Genomic DNA, 25053 nt, shown 5'->3' with positions numbered 1-25053 from the left:
CTCCTTACTTGCCGCGCAGGGCCTGACGCTTTGCTGCGTCAAAGACTGCTTCCGGCGTGAAACCGAATTTCGTGAGAAGGGCGGAAGCCGGAGCCGACGCGCCGAACGTATTCATGGCAATAATTGCACCACCGATGCCGACATACCGGTCCCAGCCAAAGGCTGCGGCCTGCTCGACTGCAACGCGACCGATTACGTCAGGCGGGAGCACGGAATCACGGTATTCCTGGCTCTGCTCTTCGAACAAGTCAAAGCTCGGCATGGAAACGACACGCGCCTTGATGCCTTCCGCGATCAGCTTTTCGTAAGCCCCAACCACAAGGCTGACTTCCGAACCCGAAGCGATCAGGATCACGTCCGGCTTACCTTCACAGCTCGCCAGCACATAGGCACCCTTCGCCAGACCGGCAGCGGAAGCATATTTCGTGCGGTCGATCGTCGGCAGGTTCTGACGGCTCAGTGCGAGCACTGCCGGCTTGTGCGTCATCGGGATCAGCGTACGCCAGGCTTCGGCCACTTCGTTGGCGTCGGACGGACGGATCGTCATAATGCCCGGCGTTGCGCGCAGCTGGGCAAGTTGCTCGATCGGCTGATGCGTCGGTCCGTCTTCACCCACGCCAATGGAGTCATGCGTGAAGATGTACAGAACCGGCAGGTCCATGATGGACGACAGACGGATCGGCGCCTTCATGTAATCGGAGAAGATCAGGAAGCCCGACCCGTAAGCCCGGATGCCCGACAGCGCGATGCCGTTGCAGATGGAACCCATCGCATGTTCGCGCACACCGAAATGGATGTTCCGGCCGCCATAGGTGCCATTCCATTTTTCCGGCTGGAAAGAGCCACCACCCTTGATGTCCGTCTTGGTGGACGGCGTCAGGTCGGCGGAACCGCCGATCATCCAGGGAAGGTTCTTCGCAACCGCATTCAGAACCTGACCAGAGCTTGCGCGGGACGCGACACCCTTGGCATCGGCCTCAAAGGTCGGGATATCCTTGTCCCAGCCTTCCGGCAGACGATGCTCGATGATGCAGTCGATTTCAGCCGCGAGTTCCGGATGTGCCTCACGATAGGCCGAGAACAGCTCACGCCATTCCGCATTGGCTTTCGCGCCGCGTTTGCCGAGACCTTCAGCGAAATGCTCCTTCACACCATCCGGGACATAAAAATCCGGAGCATCTTCCGGCCAGCCATAAGCGGCCTTTGCACCCTTGATTTCTTCTGCACCCAGCGGCTCACCATGCGCCGACGCCGTACCGGCCTTTTTGGGCGCACCATAGCCGATGACCGTCTTAAGAACGATCAGGCTCGGACGATCCGTCACCGCGCGTGCAGCCTTCAGCGCTGCCAGAATAGCATCGACGTCATTGCCGTCCGTCAGTGTCTGCACATGCCAGCCATAGGCATCGAAGCGCTTGCCGACATTTTCCGTAAAGGCCAGATCTGTCGAACCCTCGATGGAAATCTGGTTTGAATCATAGATCCAGGTCAGATTACCCAGTGCCAGATGGCCAGCGGTAGAAGCAGCTTCGGAGGCCACGCCTTCCATCATGTCGCCATCGCCACAGAACACCGTCACGTGATAATCGAACAGCTTGAAGCCCGGGCGATCATAGCGCGCGGACATCCATTTCTGTGCAATCGCCATACCGACGGAATTGCCACAACCCTGCCCGAGCGGGCCAGTCGTGGTTTCTACACCAGCGGTAAAGTGGTATTCCGGATGGCCCGGCGTCTTGGAGTTCAGCTGACGGAACTGCGAGAGATCCTCGACAGTGAGCGACGGTGCATCAACGACCTTGCCATCCCGGATATCCTTCACGCCCGTCAGGAACAGGGTGGAGTACAGCAACATCGATGCATGGCCGACCGAAAGGACGAAACGGTCACGCGCCGGCCAGCACGGATCGGCCGGATCGTATTTCAGATCATGCTGCCAAACGGCATACATCGCGGGGGCGAGGGCCATAGCCGTGCCGGGATGGCCGGAATTGGCGCGCTCAACACCTTCCATCGAAAGGGTACGGATCGTATTGATGGCGAGTTGGGGAAGCGTACTCATCGGAATGGGGTCTCCGGCTTGTGACTGACGGGAAGAAACGCAACGTTATCTCCCGTACATTCTGCTGCCACGGCATGACGCGAAGTCGCGCCGGACGCAATGGCTGATTGGTAAACCATATTGTGAAACACGCTCTTGTGCTTAATGACAACCCGCCACATTTCGACGGGCGCCATTACAAAAACCCAGAAGTCTGGCGCCCGGACGAACCACGCACGGCCCGCACGACGTCCCAGCGGATCGGGAATATCTTTCGCTGGCAAATGGGGCTGCGCCCCCGCTGGCCGGACGCTCTCCCCCCCCAGAAAACCTGGCCGCAGGGTACACCCGCTCCGGGAGAGTGCTGCGTGACATTTATCGGTCATGCGACCGTTCTGCTCCAGTTTGGCCGCACAGGACGCGCGCCTCTGCGGATCATCACTGACCCGGTATTCTCCGAACGCTGCTCCCCCTTCCGCAGTTTCGGTCCCCGTCGCGTGAGGCCACCCGGAATCACCCTCAACGCCCTGCCACGCATCGACATCATCCTCGTCTCACACTGCCATTACGACCATATGGACCTCCCAAGCCTGCGTGCCCTGGCAGAGCGCGATGACCCGCTCTGCCTCTCGCTGCCAGGCAACCGCCGCCATCTGGAAAAGGCCGCCCTGCCCCGCATCGTCGAGCTGGACTGGTGGGAGAGCACAACCGATGACGGCGCCCGCATCACATCCACGCCAGCCCTTCACGGAAGCGCGCGCACACCCTTCGATTCCAACCGTGCACTGTGGGGCGGGTTCACGATCGAAGCCGATGGTCACACAGTCTTTTTCGCGGGCGATACGGCCTGGGGAAAGCATTTCGACGCGATTCATCGTCGCTGGCCGGAGATCGACCTCGCCATCCTGCCCATCGGCGCCTACGACCCGCGCGACCTGATGCGCCGCGTCCACATGTCGCCTGAAGAAGCTCTCATGGCCTTTGATACACTCAGGGCAAAACAGGGGCTGCCCATCCATTTCGGGACCTTCCAGCTCACCGACGAGGCCATTCTGGAGCCCCCCACGCGCCTGGAATTCGCAAGCCGCCCCGGTAATCGCCCTTTCGCAGCACTGGAGAATGGCGAGAGCCTCACCCTTCCGCCAGCTGACACAAAAAGCTAAACTCCTTCCAGCATCCCCTCTCTGAGGGACACCGCCATGTGGAAACCGTCATGAACGCCCAGAACGTCACTTTCACGTCAGACCAGATTACCGCCCTGTTCATCGACGCGGCCCGTGAAGGCGATACCGACCTCCTGACCCAGTTTCTGGACGCCGGCATGGCCATCGATACGCCTGATAGCCGCGGCTACACCGCGCTGATCGTCGCCACCTATAACGGCCACGCAGACGCCACGCGCCTGCTGCTGGACCGGAGCGCTGATACGGAAGCAACCGATCTCAAGGGCGCCACCGCCCTGTCCGGCGTGGCCTTCAAAGGCCTGACCAACATCGCAACACTTCTGCTTGATCATGGCGCGCAGGTGGATCATGCCAATCATGCGGGACGTACGCCGCTGATGTTTTCCATCATGTTTAACCGCGAAGACATGGCGAAGAAGCTCCTCGCCGCCGGAGCGAACCCGGACCTGAAAGATGCGGACGGCGTCTCCGCCCGCGACCTCGCCGAACGTCAGCTCATGACCGACCTGTTCATCGGAACGCCCGCATGAGCCGTTTCTGGAACCGCCGCGTCCGTGACCTGCACCCGTATATCCCGGGCGAGCAGCCCAAAGTCGCGGACCTGCTGAAGCTCAACACCAACGAGTCTCCCTATGGTCCAAGCCCAAAGGTTGTCGACGCAATCCGGAACGCCGCATCTGACGATCTACGCCTGTATCCCGACCCGACTGCAGCAGTTTTACGCGACACCATTGCCGCTCGCTTCGGCACAACGGCAGACCGCGTTTTCGTCGGCAACGGCTCGGACGAAGTACTGGCCCATGCCTTCCGTGCCCTGTTCCACGATGATGCGCCAGTCCTGTTCTCAGATGTGACCTACGGCTTCTATCCGGTCTATTGCGGCCTGTTCGAACAACCGTTCCACCACATCCCACTCAATGACGGTTTTACGATCGACATCGACGCCTATACCGGCGACTGCGGCGGGATCATCGTCGCCAATCCCAATGCGAATACGGGTATCGCCCTGCCGCTGGAGCATATTGAGACGCTCCTTAAGCGTCATCCGGACCGGACCATCATCATCGACGAGGCCTATGTCGATTTCGGGGCGCAGTCCGCCATTGAACTGACACACCGGTATGACAATCTTCTGGTGGTTCAGACGCTGTCCAAGTCCTACGCTCTGGCAGGACTGCGTGTGGGTTTTGCGATCGGCTCCCCGGAACTGATCGAAGGTCTCATTCGGGTCAAGGACAGCTTCAATTCCTATCCCCTCTCCCGTCCGGCACAGGCCGGGTCCATCGCCGCGATCCAAGATACCGACTGGCTTGCGGACATCACGGCGCGCGTCATTGCCAGCCGTGACAGGCTGGTCCCGGAACTGCAAAATCTTGGCTTCCAAGTCCTGCCATCCTGTGCCAACTTCGTTCTCGTGCACCACCCGGCGCACAAAGCCGGAGCTATCGCCACCGCTCTGCGCGAGCGGGCGATCCTTGTCCGGCATCTCTCAACCCCGCGCATCCAGGACTGGCTGCGCATCTCGATCGGAACGGACGAAGCCTGCATACGCCTGACAGACGCTTTGCGGGACATCCTTTCTCCCCGATCCTGAATTAACCGGACGGCAATACTCCGTCCCCCATAATCATGAGCCAGACAGGGCCAGTCAGGCACGCTTTTGCGTGCTCCATCCAGCCATCTCCGGATAGGCAGGAGGCCCGTGAATGTTTCATGCAGAAAGACGAACACATGCGTGCATTTCAGGGACAGATGTCCGACAACCAGCCTATTCGCCGTAATCAGGCCGAAAAGGAAAAACAGCTCCGGGACCTCAAGGAGACGATCGCGTCCATGAAGTCCCACACCTCTCCGACGCTGAAGGAGAGCATCCAGCGCCGCATCCGCGAACTGGAGGTCGAACTGCGCACCATCGCGCGTGAAAAAGCTGCCAAAGCCGCCAACCCGGACGCCCAGCCCGACCGCCAGCGCCGCCCGCCGCGCCGCAACACGATCCGCTCTATGTAATAGCGACCTAAACGGCCGGTACAGAATTCCTCTCTGCACCGACCGTTTAGCATCAGGCGTCCTGAGCGAGCATCTTCCGGGACGCCGCATCCCAAGCCGCCGCTCCCATCAGCCGCAGCCGTGCTAGATGAAGTCCGTCGGTTTCGGTCAGGACATAATACGCCGTATATTCGCCGGTCGGCCTGCCTGGCCTGCCCTTTAGCAGTCTGAAAACATTTCGGTCCGCCGTCATCTGCGTCCCGTCTCCGACCAAGGGCTGGTTCCACATGTCCAGAGCTTCCGGCACCCGCGTCCGGTCGATCATCAGACAGTTCGGATCAACAAACCCCCCATAGCTTTCCCGGAAAATACCGCCGCCAATCCCGACCGACTCCCACTGATCCTCGCAGATAGGTATCAGCGTTCGCGGATGTACAAACCAGCGCCCGGCCCAGGCCCAGTCCTGCCCCTCGACCGCCGTCAGCAGGGAGGACAAATGCTCCGGCGCCCACCAGTTGTCGTCATCAAGATAAGCAATTCGCGGCGCATTCGAGAGCTGACTGAGCACACTACGCAATACGCCTCCATCCTTTGCGCGACCAAATCCGCCATGCCTCTGGGACGTGGAATAGCCGGGCCACAGGACTTCAACAGCCCAGCCCGGCGGCCGTCCCTCGACTGCACGCCGCAGCAGTTCGCCCGCACCCTCTTCTGGCGCCCGATCCACCCCGATCATGATCTGGACCCGCAATCCGCCCTTCTGCTCGAAAATAGACTGAAGTGCCCGCACAATACTCGGCCGCAACAGGCTCGGCATGACGACCGCGACATCGAACGGCCGCTGGTCTGGCTCGCCGGTATCGGCGAAAATGTGAAGTCCGGGTTTCATGGCGGAAACGATACTGCGCCCCTACAGCACTGTCACGCCACACCCCGCGCTGCTCTCTTGCACTTCGGCGCTCCAGAGCACACCATAACGAACAGAATGATCACTGCGAAAGAGTCCAACGTGTCCGCTTCTTCCTCCTTTTCGCACGAACAGCTGCTCGACCGCCTGGGCGAGGTTGCCGTCCGCGTTGGCCTGAACATTACGCCCGGCCAGCAACTGCTCATTACCGCCCCACTGGACGCCGCCCCGCTGGTCCGCCGCGTAACAGAACACGCCTACAAGGCCGGCGCATCTCTCGTAACGACGCTGTACGCGGATGACGAGACCACGCTCGCCCGCTTCATTCACGCTCCTGACGACGCCTTTGACGTTGCCCCGACATGGCTGGCTGACGGCATGGCACGCGCCTTCCGTGAAGGTGCAGCCCGCATGGCCATCACGGGTGCCAACCCGACCCTTCTGAAGGGCCAGGATCCCGAGCGCATTTCCCGGGCCAACCGCGCCAACTCCAAAGCCAACCGCCCGGCAATGGAAATCATCACGCAGTTCGCCGTGAACTGGAACATCGTCGCTTGCGCCACCCCGGCCTGGGCCGCACAGGTCTTCCCGGAGCTTCCGGCCGACGACGCCCTCACTGCCCTGTGGGACGGAATCTTCAAGGCGTCCCGTGTCGATGTGGCCGACCCGGTCGCCGAGTGGAAAGCCCATAATGCCCGTCTGCATGCCCGGGCAAAATACATGAATGACAGCCGCTTTGACGCCCTGCATTTCAGCGGCCCCGGCACCGACCTGATGGTCGGACTCGCTGATGGTCATCTTTGGGCCGGCGGCTCGGAAAAGTCGGGGAATGGTATTGTCTGCAATCCGAATATCCCGACAGAAGAAATCTTCACGACGCCCCATCGCAGCAAAGTGGACGGGCGCGTCAGCAGCACCAAGCCGCTGTTCCATCAGGGCACGCTGATCGACAACATCGCTGTGCGCTTTGAAAACGGGCGGATCGTCGAAGCGACAGCCAGCCAGGGCGAAGACGTGCTCAAGCGAATCCTCAGCACCGATGAGGGCGCAGCCCGGATTGGTGAAGTGGCCCTCGTACCGCACTCCTCGCCCATCTCGGCCAGTAAAATCCTGTATCGCAACACGCTGTTCGACGAAAACGCGTCCAGCCATATCGCTCTTGGCCAGGCCTATACGAAATGCATGGTCGATATCGAAGGCCTGACGCCGGAAGAACTGCTGGAACGAGGCGTCAATGACTCTCTTATCCACATTGACTGGATGATCGGTTCGGACAAAATCGACCTCGATGGTCTCAAGAATGGCAACCGCGTACCTCTGATGCGCGCTGGCGAATGGGTGCAGGCATGATATTTCCCCGCATGACAGGGCTCTCCGCGCTCCTCGTTTCCGCTGCGATACTGCCACTGACCGCACAGGCACAGTCCTACCCGCCCTCTGCCTATCAGGGCGGTGCTCAGAGTCAGACGCAGATTGACGGAAGCCCCCCCCTTCAGGGCACGCCGCAGCAGACCCAACAGATCCCTCCTCAGGTCCGCGCAGATACCGAGCGGGCCATGCATTATCCGCTGCCGCCTGATTTCATGACCCGCGCTGCAGCAACGATCGCTGAACTTCAGGCCCGCAATATTCAGCCTCCCAACTCTCATGGCACGGGTCTTTCAGAAACGATCCGGCAGATCAGTCAGGTTCCGGGACTGACACCCGTCCTGCAAAGCCACGGTTTCACACCCGAGAGCTTTGTGATGGGCATGACCACATTCGGCATGACTCTGGCCGCCAGCAATGGACAGCTTCCGACAGGAATGCCCAGCCCCAACCCGTCCAATGTCGCCCTCTTCAAAGCCCAGCCCGAGCAGGTTACGGCCCTGATGCAGGCCATGGGCAACCCGCCGCACTAACAACGGCACAGAGGCCGCGCCTTCCGCGGAGCAAGCCGGCCTCTTCCACCTGCGAACCAAAGACAAATGCCCATCAAACTCGACCCAACTATTCTTCCTGCCCTGGATATCCTCGGCATGGCTCAGTCCGGCGCCCTTCTGCGCGCCGAGCGCGACACGCCCCCTGACGGCATCCCCGCTTTCGTAACCCGTAGCGGCTGGGACGAGCTGATTGGGACCCATGCAGCACATCATGATGCCCCTCACACCATACTTCTTCCCGCCTTGGAAAAAGCGGTTGCACGCCTTCTCTCACATGCGGCTGAAGGGGCATCCCGTAACGGCGAAATGACACCGGTCATCACGCTGCAAAGCGACCTCTTTCCCAGCGATTCCGACCTCGTCCTGACCTTCGTCCGCGACAGCACCCATCCGGTCGCCTGCGCCCTGATTGGCACTGCTACCCAGATCGAGGCGGCCTTGCGCGGGCATGCCTCCTCTCACGACCTGCCGAACTGACGGACAGCGAGTTCATCCAAGACGTTCTGCTCCTTTCTAAGGTCAGTCTGCCGCTCTTCTTCCTTCTGCTCTTCCCACAAGGTCTTGACGGCCTCCATCGCTGCTCGGGCAGCGATCAGGGCTGAGCGTACAGCCTCGCGATCCATCGCCGCTTCCCGACAGCGCTCCCTCGCTTCCAGGACCACCTGCCGCCCCACGGGAAGCCACCGGCTGAATGCCTCCACTGCGCCGTCATCCGCCGTAGGGCTGGATGCGATCCGCTGTTCGTTCAAGATCTCCGCCTGCGCCACAGTCAGTTTTTCTTCCGCAGCCACTTCCCGCGCTACGGCCTCTGCAAAGCTGCGTTCTACAAGATCAAGTTCCTGCTCCCGCAGGGCAATCAGTGTCTCGAGAGGTGAGGGTTCCATTGTGAGGTCCTTTACAATTTATTCAGGGGCAGATTTTTCAGCGGCATCTGCATGATCTGCGCCAGCTGTTCAAAGGCCTCGGCGCGCGTAGTCCGTTCGTTCCGCCCCTGAGACAGGAACTCGTTCAGCTTCGGTATCAGGGCGATGGCTTCATCCACCTCACGATCCGTTCCGGGCTTGTACGCTCCCAGCCGGATCATGTCCGCCATCCGCTGATAGGTCGCCATCACGGCCCGCGCGCGTTGCGTCAGAGCGTTTTCCTCAAGCGAATTACATCCCGGAACCGCACGCGACAGAGAGCGCAGAACATCAACGGCAGGATAACGTCCCTGCTCGCCGATTTTGCGGTCAAGAATGACATGCCCGTCCAGAATGCCACGCACGGCATCCGCAACCGGCTCATTCTGGTCATCCCCTTCCACAAGGACCGTGAAAAGCGCCGTGATCATGCCCTGATCGGCATAACCCGGTCCTGCCCTCTCCAGAAGACGAGGCAGCTCTGCAAAAACCGAAGGCGGATAACCCCGCGTCGCAGGTGGCTCTCCGGCCGACAGACCGATTTCCCGCAGTGCCATACAGAAGCGCGTCACGCTATCCATCAACAGCAGGACCGATTTGCCCTGGTTTCGAAAATATTCCGCGATGGCCATGGCGGACAGGGCGGCTTCGCGGCGCATCAGTGGCGGAGAATCCGAAGTCGCGATCACCAGCACGCTCCGCGCCAACCCTTCCGGCCCGAGATCATCCTCGAGGAATTCCCGCACCTCACGCCCACGCTCACCCACCAGCGAGATCACGGCGACATCACAGTCCGCCCCCCTTGCCAGCATGGACAACAATGTGGATTTCCCGACACCCGACCCCGCGAAAAGCCCGAGCCTCTGCCCGCGCCGGCACGTCGCGAAAGTATCAAGCGCTCGAACCCCGAGATCAATACGCTCGCCAAGCCGTGCTCGGCTTGCGGCATTGGGCGGAGGACACTGGACCGGTTGCCGCTCAAACGATGGAAATAAAGGCCCCTTCCCGTCGATCGGCTGTCCCAGCGGATCCAGCACACGACCCAGCCAGCCTTCGTTGACGCCAAGGCCGTCATCATGGCGGTTCAGCGGAATCCTAGCCTCACAGCCCGGACCAATTCCGTCCAGAGACCCGAAGGACATGAGGCGCGCGACATCACCCTGAAATCCCACAACCTCTGATTGTACAATCCGCCCATCACGCGCTTTCACCGCGACTCGGTCTCCAATCGCAATGAAGCCTTCGAGTCCAATAACAGTCAGGCAGAGACCGATAACGTCTTTAACGCTTCCTAGAACCCAGTCGCAGGTGAGGTTCGAAAGCCTTTCAAGCAGTCTGTCGTAGTCGCCCATAGTGGCAGTTTCTGACCGTTTTTCGCAGGTTGTTCCGATCCTCAAACTTTACAACCATACCCTTAAGAGAACCCTAACATTCCCCCATAACGGGAAAAATAATGACAATTTTACGATTTTTGATCCATGTTCATCGACATACACAACCTTGAGTAGTAACCATTACTTCACCAAGCCGGGAGTTGAGAACATGCGTATCCTTCTTGTCGACAGCGATCAGTCAGCCGCCGCCACGCTATCCCAGATCCTGCGGACCGCGTCTTTCACCGTGGACCATACGCCGTCTGGCGAAGAGGCCATCGAAATGCTTCGCCACTACGACTATGATGTTGTGGTGCTCGAACTGATGCTGAACGACCTTGAAGGCTACGAAGTCATCCGCCGCGCTCGGGCCGCGCGTATCACGACGCCCATCCTTGTCCTGTCCGCCCTGCTGCGTCCCCAAGCGAAAATCCGGGCCTTTTCCATGGGCGCAGACGACTACATGACCAAGCCTTACGACGCAGGCGAACTGGTCGCCCGCCTGCAGGCCGTCATGCGGCGCTCCCGTGGCTTTGCTGAGCCGAGGCTTCGCGTCGGCAATCTGGAACTGGATCTGAATGGCAAAAACGTCACGGTCGAAGGCGCTCCGCTGCACCTGACGGGCAAGGAATATGCCATTCTGGAACTACTGGTCATCCGCAAAGGCTCGGTCCTGACCAAGGACGCATTTCTCAACCACCTCTATGGCGGCATTGACGAGCCGGAAATGAAGATCATCGACGTCTTCATCTGCAAGCTACGTCGTAAACTGCAGAATGTCGGCGCCGGAAACCTGATCGCGACCGTCTGGGGACGCGGTTACATCCTGCGTGAAGACGACACCGCAGAAATCCCCGCCACGACAGACGCCACGCCCAGAAACAGCCTTCCTGCAACAGTCGCGGCCATCTGACCGCCTTCGGGATCAGACGTGCGCAATCGCGCGGATGATATCACAGACATGATCCACAACTTCATGCACCAGCGCCTCATCCTGCGCCTCGGCCATGACACGGATCAGCGGTTCAGTCCCGCTTGCCCTCAGGACAAGACGGCCACTTCCGGCTAACCGCTCATCTGCCCAGGCCTTGGCCGCTGCGAGATCAGGGCTACTCATCGGGCTGGTCCCTGAATAACGGACATTTTTCAGAAGCTGCGGATAGGGCGTGAAGAAACGGCAGATCTCGCTGGCCGGCCGCTTGGTCTCGACCGACACAGCAAGCACCTGCAATGCAGCAATTAGACCATCGCCGGTGGTAGCATAGTCCGACAGGACCATGTGGCCAGACTGCTCGCCACCCAGATTGGCCCCGATTTCTCGCATCCGCTCAACAACATAACGATCACCAACCGCCGTACGCTGAAGTTCGAGACCATTCTCCGCCAGGGCCTTTTCCAGCCCAATATTGGACATGACGGTCGTCACTACCGTATTGCCCCGCAACCGGCCATGCTGCTTCCAGAAGGCTGCGATCAGGCCGATAATCTGGTCTCCATCCACAAGATTGCCGTTCTCATCCGCAATCAGGACACGATCCGCATCACCGTCCAGCGCAATACCAAAATCCGCACCCTGCTCTCTGACAGCTGCACACAGCGTTTCAGGATGCGTTGATCCCACGCCATCATTGATGTTGAGACCATCCGGCGAACAGCCGATCTTGATAACTTCAGCACCAAGCTCCCACAGGGCCTTGGGTGCCACGCGATACGCCGAGCCATTGGCGCAGTCGATGACAATCTTCAGGCCATCCAGACGCAAACCACGCGGGAAAGAGGCCTTCGCATTCTCGATATACCGCCCGGCCGCATCGGTCAGGCGCGACGCCCGGCCAATCTGCGCCGGAGACGCCAGCCGCGCGGACAGATCCTGCGACATCAGATCCTCGATTTCGCCTTCCACCTCGTCAGAAAGCTTGAAACCATCTGGTCCGAACAGTTTGATACCGTTGTCGGTAAAGGGGTTGTGCGATGCCGAGACCATAACACCCAGATCCGCCCGGAGGGAACGCGTCAGCATAGCAATGGCAGGCGTGGGTAGCGGTCCAACCAGAATGACATCCATCCCCGCCGACAGAAAGCCCGCCACCAGAGCACATTCCAGCATGTAGCCTGAAAGGCGCGTATCCTTGCCCAGCACGACGCTATGCCGGCGGTTCTGGCTGCGCATGAAATACAGGCCGGCCGCCTGCCCCAGTTTCTGTGCGATCTCGACCGTCATGGGCGCGGTATTGGCCGTGCCCCGGATGCCATCAGTACCGAACAGAGACCTTTTGGTGGCCATAATGAAGAATCCTGCCTGTATGCCAGAAATGAAAAAGGCGCGGCACCGGGAAAGCTCCCGATGACGCGCCCGTTGGTGCGTTTGGCTGCCTGATTACCCCGCCTGAGGCGCCGGATCAAACGCGTTGGGACGTGTGGTCGGAACAGATGCACGACGGTTATCGGGAACCTGTTCATCATCCGATGTACGCTCGATCGCCTCACCGCGCATGATACGCCCAATGTCTTCACCCGTCAGCGTTTCATATTCCAGAAGCGCCGCGGTCAGGCGGTGCAGGTCATCGATACGGGTCGTCAGCAGATCGTGGGCCTGCTTGTAAGCCGTGTCGATTAGGATCTTGACCTCCTTGTCGATCTCCCGGGCTGTCTCTTCCGAAATATTCTTGCTCTGGGTCACGGAATGACCAAGGAACACTTCCTGCCCGTTATCACCATAGGCAATCATACCCAGCGTATCGCTCATCCCCCATTCGGTGACCATGCGGCGGGCAAGATCGGTCGCGCTCTTGATATCGCCCGAAGCACCGGCGCTGACTTCCTCGCGTCCGAAGATGATTTCCTCAGCCACACGACCACCCATGGCAATCACCAGACGAGCCAGGCACCATTTGCGGCTGTAGGAAATATTGTCCTTCTCCGGCAGGGTCATGACCAGACCCAGCGCCCGGCCACGCGGCACAATGGTTGCCTTATGGATCGGATCGCTACCCGGCGTGAAAATCGCGCAGATGGCATGCCCGGATTCGTGATAGGCCGTTGAGCGCTTTTCGTCCTCGGTCATGACCATGGAACGACGCTCCGCCCCCATCATGACCTTGTCCTTGGCCTCTTCGAACTGTGCCATACCAACAGTCCGCCGTCCCTGACGCGCTGCCATCAGCGCAGCTTCGTTCACGAGATTGGACAGATCTGCACCCGAGAAGCCCGGCGTACCACGTGCAATAACCTTCGGATCAACATCAGACGACAGCGGAACCTTGCGCATGTGAACGCGCAGGATCTTCTCACGACCGGCAACATCCGGGTTCGGCACGACGACCTGACGGTCGAAGCGACCAGGGCGCAGCAGGGCCGGATCCAGAACATCCGGGCGGTTAGTCGCGGCAATCAGGATCACGCCCTCATTGCTTTCAAAACCATCCATCTCGACCAGCATCTGATTGAGAGTCTGCTCACGCTCATCATTACCACCGCCGAGACCGGCGCCACGATGACGGCCCACGGCATCGATTTCATCGATAAAGATGATGCAGGGCGCGGACTTCTTGCCCTGCTCAAACATGTCACGCACACGGGATGCACCAACACCGACGAACATTTCCACGAAGTCCGAACCGGAAATCGTGAAGAACGGGACATTGGCCTCACCCGCAATAGCACGCGCCAGCAGCGTCTTACCCGTGCCCGGAGGTCCGACCAGCAGTGCCCCCTTGGGGATCTTGCCGCCCAATCGTGTAAATTTCTGCGGGTCACGCAGAAAGTCGACGATTTCCTGAAGCTCGGATTTCGCCTCATCAATACCGGCGACATCTTCAAACGTCACACGACCGGTCTTCTCCGTCAGCAACTTGGCGCGGGACTTGCCAAAGCCCATGGCCCGGCCGCCGCCCCCCTGCATTTGACGGAAAACCATGAAGCACAGTCCAAGCAACAGCAGAACCGGCAAGTAGGCGCTCGCATAACGCAGGATCGGGCTTTCGCCGCTTTCCATCGGCTTGGCCGTCACTTCGACGTTCGCGGCAGTCAGACGAGCCGGAAGGCTCGGATCAAGCGGGGCGTAGGTCTCGAAAGACGTTCCGTTCGTCAGTGTCCCGGAGACATTCTGCTCCTGAATCACAACGGAACGGACCTGATGCTGATCCACATCATGGATGAAATCGGAATAGGCGATCTGCTGGGCTGCATGCTGGCCGCCACCGGGCTGGAAGGCTGTCAGCACTGCCATTCCGACCACGATGATGACCACCCAGATCGCGACGTTACGGCCTAAATTGTTCATCTCGCTCTCTGTCGTCCTTCAGACTGTTCCGTCAGATGCGGTCCGGGAACCCCCGTCACAACTGGCCGACCGGTCACATTCTGCGTTGACTTCATAACATAAGCCTCCGCGTCCACGATCCTACCCCATCGGGGGCAGGAAAACGCATTTCTTGCGTTTTTGAAGATCTTTTTACGTCCTGAAATGATTTTCTCCTGTCGCAGGAACACCGGACGCCCAGACAAAATCCGCCTCACCGGCAAATCCGCCCCAAGCCATCTCCCCAAGACGCGGTCCAAAAACCAGTCGCCCCTCATTCCATACGCCCGGAAGGCAGCGGGCAGCCGCATACGGCACGCCCAGCCTGCGCAGATCCAGCACATGAACCGCGTCCCCCAGAGGCCTGATCAGACTCCCCTGTGGAACATCGCAGGACAGAAGGCGCCAGCGTCCATCCCACACTGCGTCGGCATTCGCGGGGACGGACGGACCAAGCGCCCTTTCCTCCCGCACCAAAATGATCCCGTTCCCAAAGCGCCCCGCCGGACGGACCTGAACCCCTGACAGCGTTCCATATCCATGCGTCATCAGGGTCTGCACAGCCTCACGCCCCGGACGATAAGCACTCCCTGAAACCAGCCGGATCAAAACAGACAGGGCCTCTTCGTCCACTCCCTGCTGCCCAAGGAAGACCCAGCCCTGCGCATGCCAGACAGCATGGCGCCCAAGCTGCCCCACCAGCTCCGTCTCAAGGCACTGACGCTCCTGCAGGGCAACCTGTTGCAAAGCGCGAGCTTCCTGTCTCTGCTCAGGCGTCAAGTCCTGTCGCAGACGAACACGCTCGAAACGCCGGTTGGCGTTCGATGGATCCTCGATCCAAGGCAGGTTTTCTGCTTGCAGCGTCAGGCGCAAACGCGTTGTGGGAAACGTAAGAAGCGGCCGGACGAGCCGGACGCGTCCGCGAACAGAAACAGGCTGTATGCCGCTCAGCCCTAGGGGGCCACTCGCCCGCAGATGCCGCATCCACACCGTTTCGTCCTGATCACCAGCATGATGCGCAACCAGCAGATCCAGACAGCCTTCCAGAACACAGGCCGCCTCAAGAGCTTCGAACCGGGCTCGGCGTGCGCGCTCCTGCATTCGGCCTTTCGGAAACGGCGCAAGCGTCAGAAGCCGTGCCTTCACGTTCATCGTGGCAAGACGATGAACCGTCAGCTGCGCTTCGGTAGCGGACTCAGGGCGCAAAGCATGGTCCACAACGAACGCCACGACATTTCGCCGCCAGCGACGGGCCAGAAACGCGAGCGCCATGGAATCGGCGCCCCCCGAGACAGCCAGTCCGACCGGCGCATCATCGATATCGGGTGGCCACGGACCAAACCGGGCCATTCGATCGGCAAACTCCTGCTCCCCGACCGGATGCTCCATCCCCGAGCTCAGCAAGACATCGCTCAGTGACAGGCGGCACGGCTCCGGAATGTCGTCTCGGCCGTCTTCACACGCGGCGCGGGGACGGGGAACTCGGTCTTGAGCTTATCCAGCGCCTGACAGGCCGATCCCTTATCCCCGAGCGCCAGCATCGATGCCGCTACGCCGAGCAGAGAGTCCTGGGCCTTCAGGGACTTAGGCGCCTTGGTATAGGCGTCGTAATAGGCAACGGCAGACTGACGATACTGCTTCTGCCCTGCCAGAGATTGGGCCAACAAGAACTGCGCATCCATCTTGCCGGACACGCTGTGCGCCGTCTTGATGGCGAAACGGGCATTACTTTCCGCATCCGTGTAATTGCCCGAATGCAGAGAAGCGTTTCCGACCTTCAGGGCATCCAGAGCCGTCTTCGGCTGCTCGGCGGCCTCTGCAGCAGGGGCAGACGCCTTTTCCTCGGTGGCGGCTTTAACAGGAGCCGAGGCCGGTGATCCCCCGCCATTCTGGGACGCGAACTGCATGTCCGAAATCTGCTTGGACACGCTGGCCTGATTGTCCCGGACGGAATTGCTGAGCTGATCCAGTTCGCCCCGCATCTGGCGGTTCTGCTCTTCCAGAGCCGAAACACGCTCTAAAAGCTGCGCCGTCAGATTACCATCTGCGCTCGAAGCCTGCGGGGCCGCCGTCGCGCTTGGCGCAGCGAGCCCCCCACCGTTCTGAACCTGAGAGAGTTGCTGCCGCAGGGATGCAATCTGATCCTGAAGGGCAATGGCTTCGCGTGAAGAAATTTCCCCGCTGTCAGGAGCATCCTGAGCCAGCGCCGCGACGACGGGCGACAGGACGGAAAGAGCCGTGCCCAGAAAGACGGCACGTAGGGAACGGGACAGCACCATAACGGATCTCCTGAGACAAACTCACGGTCACGGGCACGCAGGCAGGTCTCGCGTGCGACATGGCCCAGTCATAAAACAGAAACGGCCGGGGGATAATCCCCCGGCCGCTCATCATCCCAGTCCGTCAGGCCTGAAACGTCGGTTCAGCGAACAGACGTAATGGCGTTACGGTTCTGGGCCCAGGACTGCTCGTCATCACCATCGGCAGTCGGACGGTCCTTACCGTAGGAAATCGTGGTGATGCGCGAAGCGCTCACGCCCTTGGCGACCAGATAATCGCGGGCTGCGTTTGCACGACGCTGGCCGAGAGCAATGTTGTACTCTTCCGTGCCGCGGTCATCGCAGTTGCCAGCAACCTGGATGCTAACCTGCGGGTACTTGGCGAGCCATGCAACCTGCTTGTCCAGCGTTGCGCGAGCTTCTTCACTGAGCTGCGACTGGTTCAGCTCATAGAAAACGCGGTCGCCAACGTTGGCAACCAGATCGGCTTCGCTGCCGGGGATCGGGCCGGCTTCCTGAGCGACGGCGCCAGCACCGTTGCTGTCACCCTTGTTGGTGTTGCCGTTGGAACAGGCTGCGAGAACAAGCGCCAGACCGAGCGCGCCAAATACCTTGAACTTCATGTGTCTCAATCCTGAGAACGGCCCCATTTCAGGAACCGGATGCGGAAAATGCCGCGTTATTCCGGACCACTTTTTTCCAGACCGGAACATGCAGGATTCGGTTCCGATCCCTGCGTGCCGCACCTGAAAATCAGTGGCCATAAGCGCCCATACTCATGACTCAAATCATGGGTCAAGTGTCGCGTTAACGTTGGCCAGGGCCGGAAAGTTCGATTCAGTTTCGGAACCAGAAAACTCGGCAGAAATGTCACACCGGATCTGACGAATATGGCAGAATTTCGCCATACTCGTCTCACAATTGAAGTTTTACAGTTTGAATACATGCACTGCCCGCGTGGCAGCCAAGCGCTACAGGCGTAGCACCGAGAACCGATCTACATAGCCCCGACGGCTACAGACCGAATCAACACAGCAATGGGACTCTATGAAACGGGTTTTTCCACCCCTGAAAATCCGCGCTTTCAAACCGAAAGCGCGGAGCCTGACCTCAGCCGTTGCGCGGCGACCAGGCCGGGTCGGACGCACCCGTCGAGATCCGGATCGGACGCTCGTTAAAGCCCGTAATATCGATCGTACCAATACCGGACGCGAAGCCCGCACCGCCTGCCCCGGACGCGCTCTGGCGACAGAACGCAAGAACACGACCATTCGGGCAGAACGTGGCCCCATCCACCGTAAAGCCCTGCGTTAGGATACGTTCACCCGTACCATCAGGGTTCATAACACCGAGCGAGAAGCCGCCGCTGCCAATCCTGGTAAAGGCGATCAGGTCTCCACGAGGAGACCAGACCGGCGAACCATACTGACCATTACCGTAGGAAATCCGCTTTGCCGCTCCGCCGGACGCACTCATGATATAGAGCTGAGGGCTGCCACCACGATCGGAGTTAAACACAATCTGGCTGCCATCCGGGCTGAAGCAGGGACTGGTGTCGATCGCGCCATTGGAATTGGTGATCTGCCGCTTCGCACGGGACGCCAGATCAACCACAAAGATGTCAGACCCACCGCCGCGCGTGGCGGACAATACGACCGATCCACCCGTCGGCGAGAAGCGCGGCGCAAAAGATATGCCCGCAAACTCACCCAAAATCTGCTGACGGCCAGAAGCCAGGTCGAACAGATACACGCGAGGACGGTTGTTGGCGTAGGACATGAACGCGATCTGGTCGCGCACCGGATTGAAACGCGGAGTCAGCGTCAGCCACTCGCCGTTTGTCAGCATGCGCTCGTTGGCGCCATCCTGATCCATCAGAGCCAGACGGGTGATCTGGTGATGCCGGGGACCGGTGCGAGCAATATAGGCAATGCGGGTATCAAAATAACCCTTCTCACCCAGCATCCGCTCATAAATCACATCAGCAATGATATGCGCGATCCGGCGCCAGTTGGACGTCGAAGCCGTATAGGCCGTGCCCTGAAGCTGCTGGCCGGAAAGCACATCCCACAGACGCATCTCGACGCGCACGCTGCCTGAACCGATCGCCTGACCGGCCACGGCAGCACGGGCACCCTGTGCCTTGAGCGCGCTGAAATCCGGTGTAGAGCCGGGCGGCACGTTGCCGCTCATAACCTTGAACAGGCCGGTGCCATTCAGATCGGACGTGATGACACCGGAAATCTGCTCACCCAGACCCGCCCCGAAATTCGGGATGACGATGGGGATCGGCTCCTGACGGGCCTGATCGACGGTAATTTCAGCTTCGCCGGGGCCAGAAGCCCCAGCAGACTGCGCAAAAGCCGCCAGAGGCGTCGCCAGAAGACCACCAGCAGCGGTGGCTCCCAGAACGGAGCGGCGCGAAAACAGCGCGCTCAGGGCCTCGGCGTCGGTATCGGGAATGAAGGACATGAGACTTCCTCGTGGATTACGGCCTGAAGACAAAACGCAGTTCATGCGTCTGACCAAGCATCTTGGAGGGAATGGGCAGATGAGCACAGGTGGGGCTCAGCACCGCATCCCGCGCCCGCTCCGCCAGAACGCGGTAAGACGGGTCGGAGGCCATTTTCGCAGCCGTATCAGGCGCAAATTTGACAATCCGCGCCTCACCGGTCGCATCGACGGTCACGACCATATGCGCGACAAAGCTCGCATAGTTCCGTGCCTCAGTATCTTCCGTGTAGCAACGACGCACGGAACCACCGATGGCTTTCTGATCCGCCATGGAGAGCGACTTGGTGATGTCGCCGTTCGGCACACCGCCCCCGTTCGGCGCACCGCCCTGCGGCGGATTCGCTTTTGCAGTGGGCGCATGGGTCTGCTTCTGATCGGCGCGGAAATTATCCAGCGTCGCCAGCAGCGAATGGCTGTCGGCTTCCGTTTTCTTTGCCGCATTTGGCTGCGTCATATGCGAGAATTTCGGCATATCCGGCAGCTTATCGGCCTTCTGCGTCTGCGGACTTGGCGGCGCGACCATCGTCGATTTGGACGGCGGTGAAGGTTTGGGCGGCGACGCTGGCACAGGCTCGGGCGACTCATCCGTCACCTTCGGCGGCAGCTTGATGTCCGGCAGCTTTTGCGGCGGCGTCTCCGGCGGTGGCGGCACGGGTTGAGGCGGCGGCGGCGGCGGCGGCGGCTCTTCCGTCGGCGCCTTCAAAGGCGGCGTCGGGGCAGGAGGTGCCTCGTTTTTCACAGGTGCGGGGGCCGGAGCGGGCGCAGGCGCCGGATGATCGCCCTTGACCGGATGGGTCGGCGGCCCTGCCTGCTCGAACTCCATCTGAACCGTGGGCGGCTCGGGCGGCTCGGGTGGTTTTTCGGGGGGAATCTGCACAAGCAGATACGCGATCAGCCCCAGATGAATGGCGGCTGATCCGTAAAGCGCATGACGAAAGCGCCTGTTATCAGAGCGGCGTGGACGGACCACGGCAGAAGCCTCTTACTGGCCGCTCTGGGGCTGCTGCGCGAGAAGCGCAACATGCGTGAAGCCACCCGCCGTGATCTGACCCATGACCTGCATCACCTGCCCATAGTCGATATGCGCATCGGCCCGAACAAAAATACGATGGGTCGGATCATTCTGCGACTGTGCCTTGAGCTGGTCGATCAGCTGGTCCGACGTCACCTGCTGGTCCCCCAGATAGAGCGACCCATCCGTCTTCAGGGAGACGGTGATCGGCTTGGTATCCGAATTGACCGGGCTTGCATCCGTCTTCGGCAGATCCACATTGACACCACTGGTCAGCATCGGCGCCGTCACCATGAAGATAATGAGCAGCACCAGCATGACGTCCACCAGCGGCGTGACGTTAATTTCCGACGCGGGGCGACGCTTACGGCGTCCGCCACCTCCAGCCCGTCCTCCCGCAGACATTCCCATGGCTCAGGCCTTTCCGCCGGTCGTATCGTCCGCACGTTCCTCGGACTGACGTGACAGGATGGCGGCGAACTCCGTACCGAAGGCTTCCATACGGTCAGCAAACTTCTCGAAGGAATTGCTCAGACCATTATAGGCGATATAGGCCGGAATAGCCGTTACGAGGCCAATCGCCGTGGCGAACAGGGCTTCGGAAATACCAGGCGCCACGACCGAAAGATTTGTGTTGTGCATCTGCGCGATGGACGCGAAGGAATGCATGATGCCCCAAACTGTTCCGAACAGACCGACGAACGGCGCCACCGGGCCAATCGTCGCCAGGAAGATCAGACGGCGCGTCAGGCGGTCGTTTTCACGCATGACGGTGATGTCGATGGCGCGATCTACGCGTTCACGCACACCACCCCGCGACAGGTCGATCCCGCCGATCCGCGCGGAGCGGCGCCACTCACCCATGGCTGCACCGAACACAGCTGCCATCGGATGCGTGGGACGTGCGCCATCAGATTCGTAAAGGTCATCGAGTGATCCGCCTGACCAAAAACGGTCCTCGAACTCGGTCGCTTCACGATTAACGCGACGGATGAGAATGATTTTTTCCGCAATGATCGCCCATACGCCAGCGCTGCACAGCAGCAGCCCCAGCATCACCAGCTTTACAACGATGGAGGCGTGCAGGAACAGGTCCAGAGGCGAAAGACCGGCCGCACCGACCGCCCCAAGCGCACTCGAACTTACCTCATGATCCACTGTTCTCTCCTGTACAGATCCTGTCCCTTGCGGGTCAGGACTCTCCATTGCACTTCATGACGAAACAGGAAAGTGGGTCAGACCTCTCCTGCCTCCAGTTTTCTCACTGCATCACGCCACCGAGGCGGAATTTTGGCAGGTTTCATGTCAGCTGCACTCAGACAGGCCAGTTCCACATCGATAACCGTAGCGATTTCGCCATCCCCGGAATAATTCCGGACAGTCTGACAAAGTTTAAGTCGCGTCGGAGTCATGGCGTCCAGCGCCGTCTCAATTTCCATTTCATCATCGAGTCGGAGTGGCGAGCGATACCGGATCGCCGCCTGACGCACGACGAAGACCAGTCCAAAATCGTTCAGAAGCTCCGTTACGGACGCATCTGCATCCCGCATCGCCTCGCTCCGCGCACGTTCGGCAAAACCCAGATAGCGCGCGTGATAGACGATGCCGCCGGCGTCGGTGTCTTCGTAATAAACCCGAAACCTGATCTTGTGCGTAGCCATACTGTCTCTCCAGACATGGTGCGCCACCCCCCGAACCGCGTTCAGGATCTTTCAGGGCGCGGAGTCGTCCTGCTCCAGCGAGGAGAGCAGATCCACCTGACTCGCCGGCGGCGTCAGGCCGAGATGGCGCCATCCCGCCTCACCCAGCATCCGCCCGCGGGCCGTTCTCAGAACCAGCCCTTCCTGGATCAGGTAGGGCTCGATCACGTCTTCCAGCGTATCGCGCGCTTCGGCAAGTCCTGCCGCCAGCGTTTCCACTCCAACTGGACCACCATGGTGATGCTCGGCAATCCGCTTGAGATAGCGCCTGTCCATCGCATCCAAACCGCGGTTATCGACCTCAAGTCGTCCCAGAGCCGCATCCGCCAGCGCCCGATCCACGACCGCATGCTTAGACACCAGCGCGAAATCCCGCACGCGGCGCAGCAGACGCCCGGCAATCCGGGGCGTGCCGCGCGAACGACGGGCGATTTCTTCCGCCCCATCGTCCGTCAGGCGCATCCCGAGCTTCAGAGCCCCGCGCGAAACAATCGCCCGCAGTTCTTCCGGCGTATAAAATACCAGTCGCAGCGGGATCCCGAACCGGTCCCGCAGAGGCGTTGCCAGCAGACCCGCCCGCGTAGTAGCCGCGACAAGCGTAAACGGCGCCAGATCAATCCGCACAGACCGGGCCGCAGGCCCTTCGCCAATGATCAGATCGAGCTGGAAATCCTCCATCGCGGGATAGAGCACTTCCTCGATCGCTGGCTGGAGACGATGGATTTCGTCAATAAACAGCACATCACGCGGCTGGAGATTCGTCAGGATCGCCGCCAGATCACCCGCCCGCTGGATGACCGGCCCAGACGTTGCCCGAAACCCCACTCCCAGTTCCCGCGCCACAATCTGCGCCAGCGTCGTCTTGCCCAGACCCGGAGGCCCGTGCAGCAGAACATGATCCAGTGCCTCGCCCCGCGCCCGTGCGGCCTCGATGAAGATCGCCAGGTTCTCGCGGCTTGCTTTCTGGCCCGTAAAATCGGCAAGCGTTTCAGGCCGCAGACTGCCCTCGCCCGTATCCTCTGGCTGACGGGCCGGATCGGTTTCGCGATAGGTATCACTCATCGCGCAAGATCCTTCAGGCTCAGACGGATCGCCAGATCAAGCGTCGCATTCTCGTTCTCTGCCAGAACTTTACTCAGAACCGGCCATGCCTCAGCCCGACGGAACCCAAGCCCCGCCAGTGCCAGCAACGCATCATTCTCGACACTCGGACCCGAGACGATCCCTGGCGCGGATACGGTCCCGCCACCGCCCGGCATTTTCGCAACCTTGTTGCGCAATTCGCTCAGAATACGATCCGCCAGACGCGGCCCTACGCCCGCAGCCCGCGTCAGCGAACCTTTGTCCCCGGCATTGATCGCCAGCAGAAGCTCACCCGGACTATTCGCCGAAAGGATCGCCAGCGCCACTTTCGCGCCCACACCCTGTACGGTCGTCAGCAGACGGAACCAGTCCCGCTCATCCGTCGTCGCAAAACCAAACAACTGGATCGCATCCTCGCGCACGATCGTCTCGATCAACACGCGCGCCACAGAAGGCGGCTGCGGCAATGTCGCCAGCGTGCGGGTCGAGGCCGAAACCACATAGCCCACGCCATTGACATCAACGATGCAACGCTCGCCCTCGATCTGCCCGACAAGTCCAGTCAGTTGCCCGATCATGCCATGCGCTTTCCGGCCACGACATGCGCCGCACTCGCACGGTGATGCGCATGACAGATCGCAACCGCGAGCGCATCGGACGCATCAGCCTTGCGGATCTCTGCCCCAGGCAAAAGCCGCTTCACCATCATCGTCACCTGCTCCTTGGTCGCAGACCCGGTCCCAACCACAGATTTCTTAACTGTCATCGCCCCGTATTCCGCAACCGGCAGCCCTTCATAGGCGGGTGTCAGCAGGGCAACCCCACGCGCATAGCCAAGCTTGAGAGTCGAAGAGCCATTACGGTTCACGTAGGTCTCCTCAACAGCTGCCTCGGCCGGAGCATATTCGCGAATCAGCTTTTTAAGTGCGCCATGCAGCTCGCACAGGCGCAGTGGCACGGATTCGGATCCATCGGTCCCGATCACCCCGGATGCCACATGCTTCAGGTGATTGCCGTCCACGTCGATGATGCCCCAGCCCATAAAACGCAGGCCGGGGTCAATGCCCATCAGACGGATCAAGCAGCCAGCGCCTCGGCCACGTCGTCAGGAATGTCGAAATTAGCGTAGACGGCCTGAACGTCGTCATTGTCTTCAAGCACGTCGATCAGCTTCATGACCGACCGCGCCTTGTCCTCATCCAGCGTCACGCTGTTTTCCGGGCGCCAATCGAGCTTGGACGACTGCGGCTCACCAAAACGGGCTTCAAGAGCGTCCCGTACGGCGAAGAAATTCTCCATCTCGCAGGTCACTTCGTGACCCCGTTCGGTGGTCACGGCATTATCTGCACCTGCCTCGATCGCCGCTTCCAGCATTTCGTCTTCGGAGGCGACATCCAGCGGATAGCTAATGGCACCCAGACGCTGGAACATGAAAGAAACCGAGTTCGTCTCACCCATCGAACCGCCATGCTTGGAGAACGCAGCACGCACTTCGCCGGCCGTCCGGTTGCGGTTGTCCGTCAGACCCTCCACGATGATCGCAACGCCAGCCGGGCCATAGCCCTCGTAACGGACTTCAACGTAATCATCGCCACCTGCGGTGCCAGACGCCTTCTTGATGGCGCGCTCGACATTGTCCTTGGGCATGTTGACTTCACGCGCCATGGACAGCGCCGCACGCAGACGCGGGTTGGACGCAGCTTCGGGCAGACCCGAGCGCACCGCAACCGTAATTTCACGCAGAACCTTAGCAAACTGCTTGGCGCGCTTAGCATCCTGCGCACCCTTGCGGTGCATAATGTTTTTAAACTGTGAATGACCGGCCATCGGTCGCTCCTTCTTCTATCTTC

26 protein-coding genes are annotated in these 25053 nt (G+C 60.3%); 8 read left to right on the top strand and 18 right to left on the bottom strand.

Going from position 1 to position 25053, the window contains the following annotated elements:
• Positions 1–4 precede the first annotated feature (4 nt).
• Positions 5–2062, bottom strand: coding sequence for a transketolase (gene tkt, locus IGS75_RS09915; RefSeq protein ID WP_202256737.1), 2058 nt, complete (start codon positions 2060–2062; stop codon positions 5–7).
• Positions 2063–2199: 137 nt separating this feature from the next.
• Here tkt and IGS75_RS09910 point away from each other — a divergent pair, with 137 nt between their 5' ends.
• From IGS75_RS09910 to IGS75_RS09895, 4 genes are all read left to right on the top strand, one after another.
• Positions 2200–3204, top strand: coding sequence for an MBL fold metallo-hydrolase (locus IGS75_RS09910; RefSeq protein ID WP_141350140.1), 1005 nt, complete (start codon positions 2200–2202; stop codon positions 3202–3204).
• A gap of 50 nt (positions 3205–3254) precedes the next feature.
• Positions 3255–3755, top strand: a complete 501-nt coding sequence (locus tag IGS75_RS09905) for an ankyrin repeat domain-containing protein (protein ID WP_202256736.1) — start codon at positions 3255–3257, stop codon at positions 3753–3755.
• Positions 3752–4819, top strand: a complete 1068-nt coding sequence (gene hisC / locus IGS75_RS09900) for a histidinol-phosphate transaminase (RefSeq protein WP_202256735.1) — start codon at positions 3752–3754, stop codon at positions 4817–4819. Before IGS75_RS09905 ends, hisC begins: the two co-directional genes overlap by 4 nt.
• A 137-nt stretch (positions 4820–4956) precedes the next feature.
• Entirely contained in the window at positions 4957–5232 is a 276-nt protein-coding gene (locus IGS75_RS09895) for a hypothetical protein (protein WP_202258448.1), read from the top strand.
• Between the two features lie 52 nt (positions 5233–5284).
• On the opposite strand, the gene IGS75_RS09890 is transcribed toward IGS75_RS09895, so the two are convergent.
• Positions 5285–6100 (bottom strand): glycosyltransferase family protein, encoded by an 816-nt coding sequence (locus IGS75_RS09890; RefSeq protein ID WP_202256734.1) that lies wholly within the window; start codon positions 6098–6100, stop codon positions 5285–5287.
• Positions 6101–6196: 96 nt separating this feature from the next.
• Between IGS75_RS09890 and IGS75_RS09885 the strand changes: the two genes are divergently transcribed.
• From IGS75_RS09885 to IGS75_RS09875, 3 genes are all read left to right on the top strand, one after another.
• On the top strand, positions 6197–7468 hold the full coding sequence (locus IGS75_RS09885; protein WP_249193293.1) for an aminopeptidase: 1272 nt from the start codon (positions 6197–6199) through the stop codon (positions 7466–7468).
• Positions 7469–7479: 11 nt separating this feature from the next.
• The gene (locus IGS75_RS09880) at positions 7480–8019 is read left to right on the top strand and encodes a hypothetical protein (RefSeq protein ID WP_228123663.1); all 540 of its coding nucleotides are present in this window, start codon (positions 7480–7482) and stop codon (positions 8017–8019) included.
• Positions 8020–8085: 66 nt separating this feature from the next.
• On the top strand, positions 8086–8517 hold the full coding sequence (locus IGS75_RS09875; RefSeq protein ID WP_141349688.1) for a hypothetical protein: 432 nt from the start codon (positions 8086–8088) through the stop codon (positions 8515–8517).
• Here IGS75_RS09875 and IGS75_RS09870 read toward each other — a convergent pair.
• A complete protein-coding gene (locus IGS75_RS09870) occupies positions 8499–8924 on the bottom strand; it encodes a flagellar export protein FliJ (RefSeq protein ID WP_141349686.1) in 426 nt (141 codons plus the stop codon). The genes IGS75_RS09875 and IGS75_RS09870 overlap by 19 nt on opposite strands.
• Before the next feature lie 11 nt (positions 8925–8935).
• The gene (gene fliI, locus IGS75_RS09865) at positions 8936–10294 is read right to left on the bottom strand and encodes a flagellar protein export ATPase FliI (RefSeq protein WP_202256733.1); all 1359 of its coding nucleotides are present in this window, start codon (positions 10292–10294) and stop codon (positions 8936–8938) included.
• A 190-nt stretch (positions 10295–10484) separates the two neighbouring features.
• On the opposite strand from fliI, the gene IGS75_RS09860 reads away from it, so the two are divergent.
• Positions 10485–11228 carry a response regulator transcription factor gene (locus tag IGS75_RS09860; RefSeq protein ID WP_202256732.1) on the top strand — a complete coding sequence of 248 codons (744 nt, stop codon included), beginning with the start codon at positions 10485–10487 and terminating at the stop codon, positions 11226–11228.
• Positions 11229–11240: 12 nt separating this feature from the next.
• On the opposite strand, the gene glmM is transcribed toward IGS75_RS09860, so the two are convergent.
• From glmM to IGS75_RS09790, 14 genes are all read right to left on the bottom strand, one after another.
• The gene (gene glmM, locus IGS75_RS09855; RefSeq protein WP_202256731.1) at positions 11241–12599 is read right to left on the bottom strand and encodes a phosphoglucosamine mutase; all 1359 of its coding nucleotides are present in this window, start codon (positions 12597–12599) and stop codon (positions 11241–11243) included.
• Positions 12600–12692: 93 nt separating this feature from the next.
• Positions 12693–14597: an ATP-dependent zinc metalloprotease FtsH gene (gene ftsH / locus IGS75_RS09850; protein ID WP_141349677.1), complete on the bottom strand. Its 1905-nt coding sequence runs from the start codon at positions 14595–14597 to the stop codon at positions 12693–12695.
• 171 nt (positions 14598–14768) lie between these two features.
• Complete coding sequence (gene tilS, locus IGS75_RS09845) at positions 14769–16004, bottom strand: tRNA lysidine(34) synthetase TilS (RefSeq protein ID WP_237468757.1); 1236 nt, start codon at positions 16002–16004, stop codon at positions 14769–14771.
• A gap of 23 nt (positions 16005–16027) precedes the next feature.
• A complete protein-coding gene (locus IGS75_RS09840) occupies positions 16028–16894 on the bottom strand; it encodes a tetratricopeptide repeat protein (protein WP_202256730.1) in 867 nt (288 codons plus the stop codon).
• 143 nt (positions 16895–17037) lie between these two features.
• Positions 17038–17517 (bottom strand): peptidoglycan-associated lipoprotein Pal, encoded by a 480-nt coding sequence (gene pal, locus IGS75_RS09835; protein ID WP_062458768.1) that lies wholly within the window; start codon positions 17515–17517, stop codon positions 17038–17040.
• A gap of 487 nt (positions 17518–18004) precedes the next feature.
• Positions 18005–19366, bottom strand: coding sequence for a Tol-Pal system beta propeller repeat protein TolB (gene tolB, locus IGS75_RS09830; protein WP_141349673.1), 1362 nt, complete (start codon positions 19364–19366; stop codon positions 18005–18007).
• A 16-nt stretch (positions 19367–19382) separates the two neighbouring features.
• On the bottom strand, positions 19383–20378 hold the full coding sequence (locus IGS75_RS09825) for an energy transducer TonB (RefSeq protein ID WP_141349671.1): 996 nt from the start codon (positions 20376–20378) through the stop codon (positions 19383–19385).
• Positions 20379–20390: 12 nt separating this feature from the next.
• Positions 20391–20831: a protein TolR gene (tolR, locus tag IGS75_RS09820; RefSeq protein ID WP_141349669.1), complete on the bottom strand. Its 441-nt coding sequence runs from the start codon at positions 20829–20831 to the stop codon at positions 20391–20393.
• Between the two features lie 3 nt (positions 20832–20834).
• Positions 20835–21626, bottom strand: a complete 792-nt coding sequence (tolQ, locus tag IGS75_RS09815; RefSeq protein ID WP_174787502.1) for a protein TolQ — start codon at positions 21624–21626, stop codon at positions 20835–20837.
• A 29-nt stretch (positions 21627–21655) separates the two neighbouring features.
• Complete coding sequence (ybgC, locus tag IGS75_RS09810) at positions 21656–22081, bottom strand: tol-pal system-associated acyl-CoA thioesterase (RefSeq protein ID WP_141349665.1); 426 nt, start codon at positions 22079–22081, stop codon at positions 21656–21658.
• A gap of 51 nt (positions 22082–22132) precedes the next feature.
• Positions 22133–23182: a Holliday junction branch migration DNA helicase RuvB gene (gene ruvB, locus IGS75_RS09805; RefSeq protein ID WP_141349663.1), complete on the bottom strand. Its 1050-nt coding sequence runs from the start codon at positions 23180–23182 to the stop codon at positions 22133–22135.
• Complete coding sequence (ruvA, locus tag IGS75_RS09800; protein WP_141349661.1) at positions 23179–23781, bottom strand: Holliday junction branch migration protein RuvA; 603 nt, start codon at positions 23779–23781, stop codon at positions 23179–23181. The genes ruvB and ruvA overlap by 4 nt, the downstream gene beginning before the upstream one ends.
• A complete protein-coding gene (gene ruvC / locus IGS75_RS09795; RefSeq protein ID WP_041111979.1) occupies positions 23778–24284 on the bottom strand; it encodes a crossover junction endodeoxyribonuclease RuvC in 507 nt (168 codons plus the stop codon). Before ruvC ends, ruvA begins: the two co-directional genes overlap by 4 nt.
• Positions 24281–25030 carry a YebC/PmpR family DNA-binding transcriptional regulator gene (locus IGS75_RS09790; protein ID WP_202256729.1) on the bottom strand — a complete coding sequence of 250 codons (750 nt, stop codon included), beginning with the start codon at positions 25028–25030 and terminating at the stop codon, positions 24281–24283. Before IGS75_RS09790 ends, ruvC begins: the two co-directional genes overlap by 4 nt.
• Between the last annotated feature and the right edge of the window lie 23 nt (positions 25031–25053).

The sequence above is a fragment of the Gluconobacter sphaericus genome, assembly GCF_016757795.1.
Lineage (GTDB): Bacteria > Pseudomonadota > Alphaproteobacteria > Acetobacterales > Acetobacteraceae > Gluconobacter > Gluconobacter sphaericus.
Note: the sequence above shows the minus strand (reverse complement) of the source record. Positions and strands in the feature narration are given on the sequence as shown.